Source organism: Pseudomonas sp. R3-56 (genome assembly GCF_051132075.1).
GTDB lineage: Bacteria > Pseudomonadota > Gammaproteobacteria > Pseudomonadales > Pseudomonadaceae > Aquipseudomonas.
Genome location: NZ_CP071657.1, coordinates 546,638 through 560,445, shown reverse-complemented (window position 1 = coordinate 560,445; position 13,808 = coordinate 546,638). Strand labels below are relative to the sequence as shown.

General features: G+C 62.2%; 13 protein-coding genes. 5 read left to right on the top strand and 8 right to left on the bottom strand.

All coding sequences use genetic code 11. From position 1 onward, the window contains the following. Nucleotides 1-85: 85 nt before the first annotated feature. Together J3P96_RS02630 and J3P96_RS02625 are read right to left on the bottom strand one after the other, a co-directional pair. Nucleotides 86-1,375 (bottom strand): GGDEF domain-containing protein, encoded by a 1,290-nt coding sequence (locus J3P96_RS02630; protein ID WP_434655169.1) that lies wholly within the window; start codon nt 1,373-1,375, stop codon nt 86-88. 348 nt (nt 1,376-1,723) lie between these two features. Further along, the gene (locus J3P96_RS02625; RefSeq protein ID WP_434571371.1) at nt 1,724-3,529 is read right to left on the bottom strand and encodes a phenylacyl-CoA dehydrogenase; all 1,806 of its coding nucleotides are present in this window, start codon (nt 3,527-3,529) and stop codon (nt 1,724-1,726) included. A gap of 53 nt (nt 3,530-3,582) precedes the next feature. Here J3P96_RS02625 and J3P96_RS02620 point away from each other — a divergent pair, with 53 nt between their 5' ends. Next, the gene (locus J3P96_RS02620; protein WP_305498356.1) at nt 3,583-3,732 is read left to right on the top strand and encodes a hypothetical protein; all 150 of its coding nucleotides are present in this window, start codon (nt 3,583-3,585) and stop codon (nt 3,730-3,732) included. A 74-nt stretch (nt 3,733-3,806) separates the two neighbouring features. Here the strand turns inward: J3P96_RS02620 and J3P96_RS02615 are convergent, their stop codons facing one another. From J3P96_RS02615 to bioB, 6 genes are all read right to left on the bottom strand, one after another. Beyond that, complete coding sequence (locus tag J3P96_RS02615; protein ID WP_434655166.1) at nt 3,807-4,103, bottom strand: pyrroloquinoline quinone biosynthesis protein PqqE; 297 nt, start codon at nt 4,101-4,103, stop codon at nt 3,807-3,809. A gap of 118 nt (nt 4,104-4,221) precedes the next feature. Next, entirely contained in the window at nt 4,222-4,902 is a 681-nt protein-coding gene (gene bioD / locus J3P96_RS02610) for a dethiobiotin synthase (protein WP_434571368.1), read from the bottom strand. Next, nucleotides 4,899-5,711 (bottom strand): malonyl-ACP O-methyltransferase BioC, encoded by an 813-nt coding sequence (gene bioC / locus J3P96_RS02605; RefSeq protein ID WP_434655165.1) that lies wholly within the window; start codon nt 5,709-5,711, stop codon nt 4,899-4,901. The genes bioD and bioC overlap by 4 nt, the downstream gene beginning before the upstream one ends. Next, complete coding sequence (locus J3P96_RS02600) at nt 5,704-6,435, bottom strand: alpha/beta fold hydrolase (protein WP_434602029.1); 732 nt, start codon at nt 6,433-6,435, stop codon at nt 5,704-5,706. The genes bioC and J3P96_RS02600 overlap by 8 nt, the downstream gene beginning before the upstream one ends. Further along, entirely contained in the window at nt 6,428-7,606 is a 1,179-nt protein-coding gene (bioF, locus tag J3P96_RS02595; RefSeq protein ID WP_434655162.1) for an 8-amino-7-oxononanoate synthase, read from the bottom strand. The genes J3P96_RS02600 and bioF overlap by 8 nt, the downstream gene beginning before the upstream one ends. Nucleotides 7,607-7,769: 163 nt before the next feature. Then, nucleotides 7,770-8,825 (bottom strand): biotin synthase BioB, encoded by a 1,056-nt coding sequence (bioB, locus tag J3P96_RS02590; RefSeq protein ID WP_434627635.1) that lies wholly within the window; start codon nt 8,823-8,825, stop codon nt 7,770-7,772. Nucleotides 8,826-8,915: 90 nt separating this feature from the next. Here bioB and J3P96_RS02585 point away from each other — a divergent pair, with 90 nt between their 5' ends. The 4 genes from J3P96_RS02585 to J3P96_RS02570 all read left to right on the top strand — a co-directional run bounded on the left by J3P96_RS02585 (nt 8,916) and on the right by J3P96_RS02570 (nt 13,650). After that, on the top strand, nt 8,916-9,656 hold the full coding sequence (locus tag J3P96_RS02585; RefSeq protein ID WP_434655160.1) for a ComF family protein: 741 nt from the start codon (nt 8,916-8,918) through the stop codon (nt 9,654-9,656). Between the two features lie 55 nt (nt 9,657-9,711). Continuing rightward, nucleotides 9,712-10,476 (top strand): TOBE domain-containing protein, encoded by a 765-nt coding sequence (locus tag J3P96_RS02580; RefSeq protein ID WP_434655158.1) that lies wholly within the window; start codon nt 9,712-9,714, stop codon nt 10,474-10,476. 67 nt (nt 10,477-10,543) lie between these two features. Continuing rightward, nucleotides 10,544-12,445, top strand: coding sequence for a PhoX family protein (locus tag J3P96_RS02575; protein ID WP_434571359.1), 1,902 nt, complete (start codon nt 10,544-10,546; stop codon nt 12,443-12,445). A gap of 230 nt (nt 12,446-12,675) precedes the next feature. Then, entirely contained in the window at nt 12,676-13,650 is a 975-nt protein-coding gene (locus J3P96_RS02570) for a serine/threonine protein kinase (RefSeq protein WP_434655156.1), read from the top strand. Nucleotides 13,651-13,808 lie beyond the last annotated feature (158 nt).

Here is a 13,808-nt window from a genome sequence, read left to right as displayed (position 1 = left end):
TTTCTCCGGTAGCAGATCATTCCAACCTACTGCCGGCCGCCAAGGCCCACAATCAATCTCCAGACGCTGAATGCGCCGTCATCACTCAACCCGCGGCGGCCTCCATGCGCACTGCGCCGCGACGATTCTGACCGAAGGCAATTACACAATTTCGCCCTGCCCCCTTGGCGTTGTAGAGCGCCTGGTCGGCGGACTTGAGCACTTCCTCGGGCGTGCGCTGGTCCACGCGTTCGGCCACGCCGATGCTGACGGTCACCGATACGCTGGTGGCGCCGCTGCCGGAGCGACGCTGGCGACCTTGCTGATCGTCCTGGGGGCGATTGTCGGGATTACGCAGTTGAATGGCGTACGTCTCGATGGACTGGCGGATGACTTCCAGATGAGGCATGCACTCATCGATGGTCTTGCCGGCAAACACCAGCGCAAACTCCTCGCCGCCGTAACGATAAGCCCTGCCGCCGCCACCGATTTTCGACAGCTTGCTGGCCACCAGGCGCAGCACCTGATCGCCAACATCGTGGCCGTGGGTGTCGTTGAATTTCTTGAAGTGATCCACGTCGCTCATCGCCAGCACGTAGTTGCGACCCAGGCGCTGCATGCGTTCATTCAGCGCCCGGCGCCCCGGCAGGCCGGTGAGCTCATCGCGGAAGGCCATCTGGTAGGCCTCGTGAGCAACCGCGGCGGCAATCATCAGCATCACCTGGCTGCACATGATGTTCAGGGTGAACGGCAAGATGAACGTCTTCGGCAGCATCCAGAACAACCCGACCAACCCCACCAGCTGCGCCGCATGCAAGGGTCGCGGGTTGCGCCAGTATTGCCAGGCCAGCAGCATGAACGCAGCGGCAAACACCGGGTATGACAATTGGATCAGGCTCATCCAGGCGCCATGCAGCGCCGGCCAGCGTATTTCCGAAAGCCACAGGAGCAGGGCCTGGGGAAAGCTTTGTTCCAGGGCCAGGGCCACGCCACCGAAGGCCAGCAGCACCGCGAAACGCGCCACCATGTCCTGGAACAGATGCGTGCGCTCCTGCCACGCCGCGAACAGCCCGAACAACAGCGGCAGCAGCAGGCAGACCAGATGGAAAACCACCGCCGCGTCTTCGCGCACCTTGCCGTTATCGCGATAGAAGTCGGTCTGGGTATCCAGCAGGAAATAAGCGATGTACACCGTGACCATCAGAAACAGTTCGCGCTGACGTCGGTAAACGGAGCAGTACGCCCCGCCCAACAACAACACCAGCGTGGGAAGCACGTTGAACAATGATGTGAAGAAGACGTTCAGGTCCTTGACGTAGGCAGCCGCGAGCCCCGCCAGTAAAAGCACTGTCGACGGTAGGAAATGGCTGAAGCGCATTACGGAAAGACGCGGCAAGGGTAAAGCTCCGACCCGGCTGTTCAAAGATGGCATTGTGCCTGCAACTGGAACAGTAAGGCACGCGAGAGGTGACAGATGTCACACTGCCATCGCTGTAACGGCAGATCGGGGAGTTTTCTTAGGGTCCGGTTGGATGAATATTGTTTCAGGATCGCCGTGGATACCCTGTAGAAAGGAGCTTGTGTGGGAGCGGGCTTGCTCGCGAAGACGGCGGCACAATCGAAATTAATGCAACCTGACCCACCGCTTTCGCGAGCAAGCCCGCTCCCACAAGGGAATGATGGTGGCCATGAAAAAGCCGCTGCTCCCGAAGAAGCAGCGGCTTTTTGAAGAAGCGCTTAAGGCTTAGTAGCCCAGCGCGAAGTCTTCTTCTTTCATGTCCATCAGGTTGTTGGCGCCCGACAACATGGTCGCCACGTGGGTGCGGGTGCGCGGCAGGATGCGCTGGAAGTAGAAGCGCGCGGTCTGCAGCTTGGCGGTGTAGAACGCTTCTTCGGTCGTGCCGGCCGCCAGTTTTTCCGCAGCCAGGCGCGCCATGTCGGCCCAGAAGTAAGCCAGGCAGGCGTAACCGGAGTACATCAGGTAATCCACCGAGGCCGCGCCGACTTCTTCACGATCCTTCATGGCGGCCATGCCGACCTTCATGGTCAGTTCGCCCCATTCCTTGTTCAGTGCAGCCAACGGCTCGACGAATTCCTTGACGGCTTCGTTACCTTCGTTGCCCTGGCAAAATTTGTGGACGATCTTGGTGAAGCCCTTGAGCGCCTCGCCCTGGGTCATCAGGACTTTACGGCCCAGCAGGTCGAGCGCCTGGATGCCGGTGGTGCCTTCGTACAGCATCGAGATGCGGCTGTCGCGCACGTTCTGCTCCATGCCCCACTCGGCGATGAAGCCGTGGCCGCCGTAGATCTGCACGCCGTGGTTGGCCGATTCGAAGCCGACTTCGGTCATGAACGCCTTGGCGATCGGGGTCATGAACGCCAGCAGGGCGTCAGCCTTCTTCTTCTCTTCTTCATCCACGCCGTACTTGACGATGTCGACCTGCTTGGCGGTGAAGTACACCATCGCCCGGTTGCCCTCGGCGAAGGCTTTCATGGTTAGCAACATGCGACGCACGTCAGGGTGCACGATGATCGGGTCGGCGGCCTTGTCCGGTGCTTTCGGGCCGGTCAGGGAACGCATCTGCAGGCGGTCGCGAGCGTACTTCAGGCCACCCTGGAAACCGATTTCGGCGTGGGCCAGGCCTTGCAGCGCGGTACCCAGGCGAGCGGTGTTCATGAAGGTGAACATGCAGTTCAGGCCTTTGTTCGCCGGGCCGATCAGGAAACCAGTGGCCGCGTCGAAGTTCATCACGCAGGTGGCGTTGCCGTGGATGCCCATCTTGTGTTCCAGGGAGCCACAGCTGACTGCGTTGCGCTGGCCGATTGAGCCGTCGGCCTCAGGCAGGAATTTCGGAACGATGAACAGCGAGATACCTTTGGTGCCAGCCGGTGCGTCCGGCAGGCGCGCCAGCACGATGTGGACGATGTTGTCAGCCATGTCGTGTTCGCCGGCCGAGATGAAGATCTTGGTGCCGGTCACTTTGTAGGAGCCGTCGGCCTGAGGTTCGGCCTTGGTGCGCAACATGCCCAGGTCGGTTCCGCAGTGCGGTTCGGTCAGGCACATGGTGCCGGTCCATTCGCCGGATACCAGCTTGGTCAGGTAAGCCTCTTGCTGCTCGGGGGTACCGTGCTCGGAAATGGTGTTCATCGCGCCATGGGACAGGCCCGGGTACATGCCCCACGACCAGTTGGCTTCGCCGACCATCTCGCTCACTGCCAGGCCCAGGGATTCCGGCAGGCCTTGGCCACCGTGCGCCACGTCATGGGCCAGGCTCGGCCAGCCGCCTTCGACAAATTGCTTGTAGGCTTCCTTGAAGCCGGTCGGGGTTTTCACGCCGGACTCGCTCCAGGTGCAACCTTCGAGATCACCCACGCGGTTCAGCGGCGCCAGCACCTGCTCACAGAACTTGGCGCCTTCTTCGAGGATGGCGTCAACCATGTCCGGAGTTGCCTCCTGGCACGCTGGAAGGCTCTGATAATGCGCTTCGTAGCCGAGCAGTTCGTCACGAACGAAGCGAATATCACGCAAGGGGGCCTTGTAGTCAGGCATAGCGATAAACCTCTGCTGATGTAACCGGGAATGAACGACCGCGTGGATTTGTTATGGCGATCAAACAGCTGTTTGAAACATACGTTTACGCTCAAACCTTGTCAAGCGGCGATCTTTTGCCGTTCGTCATCGTCCTGCAGGAAATTTCGGCCGTGAAAAATCCATCGCCAAGCAGAGGCACGGCTCGCGCAGTGAAAGATTAGTTGAGGAAGAAAGAGTTAGAGACAAAAACGCCGCGAATGAATCGCGGCGTTTTCACTACATCTGAACGGCAGAGTCAGGCGAACGTATCGATCAACGTTCCGAGCATTTCGTCGGACGCCTTGGCAACGTTCACCCCCAGTTGCACCTGGAACTTGCCTTGGGCCATTTCGACCATGTTGCTGGTCAGGTCCGATTGCTGACTGCGATCCACCGAACGCAGGCGATCCACCTGAACGTCGGAGGACTGGCTGGTGACCGAGCGCTCGATCGTGTTGTTGGCAATCTGGCTAGAGGCCTGATCAACGCGGTACTGCCCTGTCTGAATCGTGCTCAGACCGGCATAGAACGCGGTGCTTCCTGAGATTTCCATGGCAGGGAGGGTCTTCTTGAAGGGTCGACACGGGCATTGAACCAGATGCCTTGGGAAAAGGCTCGACAAAAACACTAATGGCACAGTGCCGCGTCATAGCCAAAACCTTGGCTCGGGGTTAGTCCAGGAGATCCAGTTGCAGATGTTCGGCCACCGCTTCGGCCGTCACGTCCTTGATTCGCGCGACTCTGCCCAGGCAGGGCGCCGGCAGGCGTTCGGCGAGGGTCGCGAGGTTTTCTTCCATGCGCGACGTCGCCGGATCGATGATGTTTGCTACCCAGCCGGCCAATGGCAAGCCGTCCCGCGCGATAGCCTCGGCGGTCAGCAACGCGTGGCTGATGCAGCCCAGGCGTACTCCTACCACCAGGATCACCGGCAGGCCCAGCGCTATCGCAAGATCGGAAAGATTGTCTTGCCCGGCCAGCGGCACACGCCAGCCGCCCGCGCCTTCGATCAAGGTGAAATCCGCATCCAGAGCCAGCACCTCGCGCATCGGCCCGAGCAAGGATTGCACGGTCAATGCCACGCCAGCTTCCCGGGCGGCCAGGTGAGGTGCGATCGCCGGTTCGAATGCCACCGGATTGACCTGTGCATAAGTCAATGGCACCGAACATTCGGCCAACAGGGCCAAGGCATCGGCGTTGCGCAGGCCCTTGGGCGTCACTGCGCAACCAGAGGCTACGGGCTTGCCCGCGGCGGTGCTCATGCCGGCCCGCCTGGCCGCGTGCAGCAGCCCCGCCGCAACGGTGGTCTTGCCCACGTCGGTGTCGGTGCCGGTGATGAAATAAGCCTGGCTCATAGCGGTTTCTCCAGCACGGCGTAGACCACCTGGTATGTGGCCGGCAGGCCCTGGGCCTGGCGATACTTTTCATAGGCCTGGACCAGCGCGAAAATTCTCGCCCTGCCCGTCAACCCACCGGGACGACCAGGATTCAGATTGTGCGCACCCAATGCTTTCAATTCGTGGGTCAGGGCACGTACATCGGGATAATGCAGAACATGCGGGCGATTCTCCAGGCTGACGACGCGCAACCCGCTGGCGTCGGCCAGCTGTCTATAGGTATCGAATGCGCGGAAACGGTTGACGTGTACCAGGCCATCCACTTCACGCCAGCTGTCGCGCAACTCGTATAACGTGCCGACACACAGGCTGGTGAAGGCAAACATCCCACCGGGTATCAAAACACGATAGGCCTCGCTCAATACCGAGGCAAAATCGCCACACCATTGCACCGCGAGGCTGGAATACACCAGGTCACAGCTGACCGACTGCAACGGCAGCCGCTCGGCATCACCGGCGATGAAATGCGCGGCGCCGCCTTGAGGGCGGGCGTGGTTGAGCATGCCTTCGGCGATATCCAGCGCAACACCCGCCCTCTCACCGAACCGCGCACAAAGGGCGCGGGTGAAATAACCGGTGCCACAACCCATGTCCAACCAGCGTCCCGGCATAAACGAGACGGGCAGCCGCGACAGCAATTGCTGTCCGACGTCGCGCTGCAGTTCAGCGACGCTGTCATAGCTGGCTGCCGCCCGGGAGAACGAGGCCGCGACCTGACGTTTGTCGGGCAAGGCGCCCGGCAACTTCACAACAGATAAATCAGTCATCACCGGACTCATGCAGAAAAGCCTGGATCGCCCCCGCCACGCCGTGGGGGTCCTCCAGTGGGAATCCGTGGCCGGCCTGTTCAATCAGACCGATTTCGACATCTGGCAGCATCGCCAGCAGTTCTCCCGCAGCCTCGGCAGGCACCAGCGCGTCGAGCCCGGCAAACAGATGCAATTGCGGGCCTCGAAAACCCTGCAAGGCAACCCCCGTGTCCAGTCGCGCCAGCAGCTCGAGCCCGGCCATCAATACCTCAGGCGAGGTGTTCGGCGCGCCGGCCAGAAGCAATCGCGACAACCCGCGCGGGTCGCCACAGCCTTGCGCACACAGCAAGCTGAAGCGTTTGAGGGTCTGGCGCGGATCGGCGGCGCATCCGGCGAGAAATCCATCGAAAGTGTCAGCGGGCATCGCGCTCGGCCAATGCTGGTGGGCCACAAAAGACACGTTGCTCGCCAGGGTCAGCAGGCCACAGCAACGCTCGCCCCGACGTGCCGCCAGTTCCGCGGCCAGCATCCCGCCCAGGGACCAGCCGCCCAGCCAGGCATCCTGGGGCAACGTGGCGTCCAGTTCATCGAGCCATTCACCGAGGTCGCTCGACACCAGTGCAGGCAATGGCTCGATTTCCACTTGCAAGTGCTCATCGAGCCCTTGCAAGGCCGCCGCCAGCGGTTCGAGGGGCGAAACGCCCAAGCCCCAGCCGGGCAGCAATATCAGTCGATCACGCATGGCTTGGCTCCGCTCCCAGTTGCGCAAAACAATCGGCCAGTGCATTCAACAATAGTTGTACCTGGGCTTCGCTGTGGGCAGCGGTCAACGTCACACGCAGCCGAGCGCTGCCGGCGGGCACGGTGGGTGGGCGGATCGCGGTGACCATCAGCCCGCGCTCGCGCAGCATCTGCGACAGCCGCATCGCCCGTCCCGCGTCGCCGATCAGGATGGGCTGGATCGGCGTGAAGCTGTCCATCAATTGCAAGCCGATTTGCTCGGCACCGTGGCGGAACTGGCGGATCAGCAATTGCAGATGCTCACGCCGCCAATGCTCGCTGCGCAGCAACTCAAGGCTCTTGAGCGTGGCGCAGGCCAACGCCGGTGGCTGGCTGGTGGTGTAGATGTAGGGGCGCGCGAACTGGATCAGGCTTTCAATTAATTCTTCGCTGCCGGCAACAAAAGCCCCGGCGGTGCCGAACGCCTTGCCCAGCGTCCCCACCAGGACCGGTACGTCTTCCTGGCTCAGGCCGAAATGCTCGACGACACCGCCGCCGGTGGCACCCAGCGTGCCGAAGCCATGGGCATCGTCAACCATGAGCCAGGCGCCCTTGGCCCGTGCTGCGCGGGCAAGAGCCGGCAGGTCGGCGATGTCGCCGTCCATGCTGAACACACCGTCAGTGACCACCAGGGTATTGCCGATGGCTTTTTCCAGGCGGGTCGCCAGGCTTTGGGCATCGTTGTGCAAGTAACGGCTGAAACGGGCACCGGACAACAGCCCCGCGTCGAGCAACGACGCGTGGTTGAGCCGGTCCTGCAACACCGTGTCGCCCTGTCCGACCAGCGCCGTGACGGCACCAAGGTTGGCCATATAGCCGGTGGTGAATAACAGTGCCCGGGGCCGGCCGGTCAAGTCGGCCAGCGCTTCTTCCACGGCGTGATGAGGGCCGCTGTGGCCGATCACCAGATGCGACGCACCGCCACCGACGCCCCAACGCGACGCGCCGGCACGCCAGGCCTCGATCACCTGCGGGTGATTGGCCAGGCCCAGGTAGTCGTTGTTGCAGAACGCCAGCAACGGCTGGCCGTCCACCACCACTTCCGGGCCTTGGGGGCTTTCAAGCAGCGGACGCTGGCGATAGAGGTTTTCGGCACGACGGGCAGCCAGGCGTGCGGCAAGATCGAAGGGCATGCAGGCCTCAACTGTTTAAAGACTGGCCAAAGATCCTTGTAGGAGCGAGCCTGCTCGCGATAGCGGTGAGCCAGTCGACATAAATGTTGAATGTTCCATTGCCATCGCGAGCAAGCTCGCTCCCACAGCGTCTTGCACTTCCAGTCAGGGAATCGGTGAGCAATCAAACAGCGGCGTTGTAGAACTGCTCGCTGCTCTTCTGCTCCACCAGCGCCTGCTCGATGGCCGCCTGATGCACTTCATCGGCATGCTCTTCGCGAGCTTCCGGCTGGATGCCCAAGCGCGCAAACAGTTGCATGTCCTTGTCGGCCTGCGGGTTGGCGGTGGTCAGCAATTTGTCGCCGTAGAAAATCGAGTTGGCGCCAGCGAAGAACGCCAGGGCTTGCATCTGCTCGTTCATGGCTTCGCGGCCAGCGGACAAGCGCACATGGGATTTCGGCATGAGGATGCGCGCCACGGCGAGCATGCGGATGAAATCGAACGGGTCGATGTCCTCGGCATTTTCCAGCGGCGTGCCGGCGACTTTCACCAGCATGTTGATCGGCACCGACTCTGGATGCTCCGGCAGGTTGGCCAGCTGGATCAGCAGGTTGGCGCGGTCGTCCAGGGACTCGCCCATGCCCAGGATCCCGCCGGAACAGATCTTCATCCCCGAATCACGTACATACGCCAGGGTTTGCAGGCGCTCGCTGTAAGTGCGGGTGGTGATGATGCTGCCGTAGAACTCCGGCGAGGTGTCGAGGTTGTGGTTGTAATAATCCAGGCCGGCCTGGGCCAGCGCTTCGGTCTGCTCCTGGTCGAGACGCCCCAGGGTCATGCAGGTCTCCAGGCCCATGGCCTTGACCCCCTTGACCATCTCCAGCACGTAGGGCATGTCCTTGGCCGACGGATGTTTCCACGCCGCGCCCATGCAGAAACGGGTCGAACCGATGGCCTTGGCGCGCGCGGCCTCTTCGAGGACCTTCTGCACTTCGAGCAATTTCTCTTTTTCCAGACCGGTGTTGTAGTGGCCGGACTGCGGACAATATTTGCAATCTTCCGGGCAGGCGCCGGTCTTGATCGACAGCAGGGTCGAAACCTGGACGCGGTTGGCATCGAAGTGCGCGCGGTGCACGGTCTGCGCCTGGAAGAGCAGGTCATTGAATGGCTGGACAAAGAGTGCTTTGACTTCGGCCAAAGACCAGTCATGACGCAGGTTGGCAGTGGTGCTGGCGCTCATGGGCATTTCCTTGATTATGCTTGGCAAGCGCCTGGGGAACGGAATACCCACAGGCGCGACACGGATGTTCGGCATATTTAAGGAAGAGCCATGCGCTGTCAACCACGATACAAAGATCCGGTTTACATCTGGTTAAAAAACAAACAGATCTGTCTGCTGTGCGGCGAATCCACCGACACCTTGCAACCCATCTGCACCCCTTGCGAAAGCGAACTGCCCTGGCTCGGCGAGCATTGCGCCGTTTGCGCCCTGCCGCTGCCCATGGCCGGGCTCCGTTGCGGCCAATGCGCCGCGCGGCCTCCGGCCTTCGAGCGGGTCCTGGCGCCATGGGCCTACGACTTTCCGGTGGACAGCCTGATTACCCGCTTCAAGCACCAGGCAAAATGGCCCCTCGGTCGACTGCTTGGCGAGTTGCTGGCGCAATCGCTGCAGCACCATTTCGACGAAGGCCTGGAGCGGCCCGATGCGCTGGTGCCAGTGCCGCTGGCGGCACGCCGCTTGCGCCAGCGCGGCTTCAACCAGGCGACGCTGCTGGCCCGCTGGCTCAGCGCAGCGCTGCGGATCCCTTGCGAAGACGACCTGCTGTTGCGCGTCCAGGACACCCCGGCCCAACAGGTCCTGGATGCCCGGGCCCGGCGCCGGAACTTGCGCCAGGCCTTTGCCTTAGCGCCCGGCGCGACGTTGCACAACCGTCACCTGGCGCTGGTCGATGATGTACTCACCACCGGCGCCACGGCGCAGGCACTGGCCCGGTTGCTGCTCGATGCCGGTGCCGCTCGGGTCGACGTGTATTGCCTGGCGCGCACGCCGAAACCCGGTGATCCGGCTTGACGTGCAGTGGCCAAGGCGCCAACGTCCTGCATCCGTCCCGTACAGGGTTTGCACCATGTCATTGCCTACGCTGTTGAGCCAACATATCGTCCGCCGTCCACAACGCATCGCCCTGTTACAGCACATCGCCGAGCAGGGTTCCATCACGCGGGCCGCCAAAAGTGCCGGGCTGAGCTACAAGGCGGCCTGGGATGCGATCGATGAGTTGAACAACCTGGCGGACCGGCCATTGGTCGAGCGCAGCGTTGGCGGCAAGGGTGGCGGCGGCGCGAAACTGTCGGAAGAAGGCCTGCGTGTGCTGCGTCTTTATCAGCGCTTGCAGGTATTGCAGGCGCAGTTGCTGGAAGCGAGCGAGGACGCCGGTGACCTGGGCCTGCTCAGCCGCCTGATGTTGCGCACCAGCGCGCGCAACCAACTGCATGGCAAGGTCGTCGGCATCCAGGCCCAGGGCCACAACGACCGGATACACCTGGAACTGGCGCGCGGCTTGCTCATCGACGCGCAGATCACCCACGACAGCACGTTGCGCCTGGAGCTGGGCCTCGGTACCGAAGTGGTGGCCTTGATCAAGGCCGGCTGGCTGACGTTGTATCCACTCGACCAGCCGGACGATTGCTCGGCCAACAGTCTGCAAGGCGTGATCGAGCACATCGCGGTCGCTGCGGATGGTCCCAATGAAGTGCGCATCGGCTTGCCCAACGGCCAGACGTTGTGTGCCCTTGCAGACCCGCTTGAGCTGGTTCGACGAAACCTCGACGCCGGCTCACCGGTGCAAGTGCGTTTTTCCCCTGCAAATGTGCTGCTCGGCACACCGTTGTAGCGCGCTGAAACATAAACTTCATCGACCCGCTTTAAGGTGACTGCCAAAACCAGCAGGGAGCCTGATGATGAGCCTATTAGAAGAAAACCAATCCACCGACTTGGAAAAGATCGTCGGCCTGAGCCGTCGCCGCTTCATCGGCGCAGGCGCTCTGTGCGGCGCGGCGATGTTCCTGGGCGGCAACCTGCTGAGCCGCAGCGTCATGGCCGCCGCCGTGAGCGAAGGCAACAAAAGGTTGCTGGGCTTTGACAGCATTGCCGCCGCCACGACCGACACCATTACCTTGCCGCCAGGCTACAAAGCCTCGGTGCTGATCAGTTGGGGCCAGCCACTGCAAAAAAATGCCCCGGCATTCGACCCCAGCGGCAATGGCACCGCCCGCGCCCAAGAAATGCAATTCGGTGACAACAACGACGGCATGAGCCTGTTCCCGTTTCCCGGCGAGGACAACCGGGCGCTGATGGCGATCAACAACGAATACACCAACTACCGCTACCTCTTCCCCCATGGCGGCCAGCCGCAGTCCGCCGAAGACGTGCACAAGGCCCAGGCCAGCGAAGGCGTGTCGGTCATCGAGATCCAGCGGCGCCGTGGCCAGTGGCAGTTCGTCCAGGATTCGCGCTACAACCGCAGGATCCATGGCAACACGCCGATTCGCCTGGGCGGCCCGGCTGCCGGTCACGACCTGATGAAAACCAGCGCCGACAAGAGCGGCAAAAAAGCGCTGGGGACGTTCCAGAACTGCGCCAACGGCATGACGCCGTGGGGCACCTACCTGACCTGTGAAGAAAACTTCACCGACTGCTTCGGCAGCAGCAACGCCGATCTGAAATTCGACGAGGCGCAAAAGCGCTACGGCGCTACCGTCACCAGCCGCGAAATCAACTGGCATCTGTTCGATCCGCGTTTCGACCTGGCGAAAAACCCCAACGAGCTCAATCGTCACGGCTGGGTGGTTGAAATCGACCCGTTCGATCCGAAGTCCACGCCGGTGAAACGCACCGCCCTGGGCCGCTTCAAACACGAAAACGCCGCGCTGGCGAAAACCCGTGACGGGCGCGCCGTTGTGTACATGGGCGACGACGAGCGTGGCGAGTTCATCTACAAGTTCGTCAGCCGCGATCGCATCGACCGCCGCAATCCCAAGGCCAACCGCGACCTGCTGGACCACGGCACGTTGTACGTGGCGCGCTTCGACGCCGGCGACGGCAACCCGGACCATCCGAAAGGCAAGGGCCAGTGGATCGAACTGACCCATGGCAAGAATGGCCTCGACGCCGGCAAGGGCTTCAATGACCAGGCTGAAGTGTTGATTCATGCACGCCTGGCCGCCACCGCCGTTGGCGCCACCCGCATGGACCGCCCGGAGTGGATCGTGGTGAGCCCGAAGGATGGCCAGGTCTATTGCACCCTGACCAACAACTCCAAGCGCGGCGAAGAAGGCCAACCGGTGGACGGGCCCAACCCTCGGGCCAAAAATGTCTACGGGCAGATTCTGCGCTGGCGCACCGACCGCGACGATCACGCTTCCAAGACCTTCGAGTGGGATCTGTTCGTGGTCGCCGGTAACCCGACGGTGCATGCCGGCACGCCCAAGGCCGGATCGTCCAACGTCAATGCGCAAAACATGTTCAACAGCCCCGACGGCCTGGGCTTCGACAAAGCCGGCCGGCTGTGGATCCAGACCGATGGCGACTCAAGCAACGCCGGGGACTTCGCCGGCATGGGCAACAACCAGATGCTCTGCGCCGACCCCAACAGCGGTGAGATCCGCCGCTTCATGGTCGGACCGGTGGGTTGTGAGGTCACCGGGATCAGCTTCGCGCCGGACTACAAGACCTTGTTCGTGGGCATCCAGCACCCTGGGGAAAACGGCGGTTCGACGTTCCCCGAGCACCTGCCCAATGGCAAGCCACGGTCGTCAGTGATGGTGATTACGCGCGAGGATGGCGGGATCATCGGCGGCTGACGCTGAGCGTTCCCACGCTCTGCGTGGGAACGCAGCCGTCTTTGTGGCGAGGGAGCTTGCTCCCGCCGGGTTGCGCAGCGACCCCATTTTTTTGTGGGCGCTGCGCACCCAAACGGGAGCAAGCTCCCTCGCCACGAAGAGCGACGCAACTCCCACCGACCCAATCATGACTGCTTTGCGCTACCATGCCGGGTCGGACGCGGCAGCCCTGCCGCTGCGCAGGAGTCAGCATGTCCCATCCGTTTGAAACCCTTACGCCCGACCTGGTACTCGATGCCGTTGAAAGCATCGGCTTTCTCAGCGACGCCCGCGTGCTGGCGCTCAACAGCTACGAAAACCGTGTCTATCAGGTCGGCATCGAAGACGCCGAACCGCTGATCGCCAAGTTCTATCGCCCCCAGCGCTGGACCAACGAAGCGATCCTGGAAGAACACCGCTTTACCTTCGAGCTGGCCGACTGCGAAGTGCCGGTGGTGGCGCCGCTGATCCATAACGGCGTCAGCCTGCATGAGCACGCCGGGTTTCGTTTCACCCTGTTCCCCCGTCGCGGCGGGCGGGCGCCGGAGCCGGGCAATCTCGACCAGCTCTATCGTCTGGGCCAGTTGCTCGGAAGGCTTCACGCGATCGGCGCGACCCGGCCATTCGAGCATCGCGAAGCACTGGGCGTGAGGAACTTCGGCCATGACTCGCTGGAGACCGTGCTGCAAAGCGGCTTTGTCCCCCGCAGCCTGCTGCCGGCCTACGAATCAGTGGCCAGGGATCTGCTCAAGCGTGTCGAAGATGCCTACGCCGCCACGCCCCACCAGAACATCCGCATGCACGGCGATTGCCACCCCGGCAACATGATGTGCCGCGACGAGGTGTTCCATATCGTCGACCTCGACGATTGCCGCATGGGCCCGGCCGTGCAGGATCTGTGGATGATGCTCGCCGGGGATCGCCAGGAATGCCTCGGACAGCTATCGGAATTGATGGACGGCTACCGGGAATTCCATGATTTCGACCCGCGCGAATTGGCCCTGATCGAACCGCTGCGCGCCCTGCGCCTGATGCACTACAGCGCCTGGCTGGCGCGCCGCTGGGATGACCCGGCGTTTCCGCGAAGCTTCCCCTGGTTCGGCAGCGAACGTTACTGGGGCGATCAGGTGTTAGCGCTGCGCGAGCAACTGGCGGCGCTTCAGGAAGAGCCGTTGAAGCTTTTTTGATCCAATGGCCCCCCAAATCCCTGTGGGAGCGAGCTTGCTCGCGATAGCGTTTAGATATGCAACATATCTGTCGACTGACACACCGCCATCGCGAGCAAGCTCGCTCCCACAGGGGTTGCGTGCAACATTCATAAGGCACCAGCACAATCAGACAAATC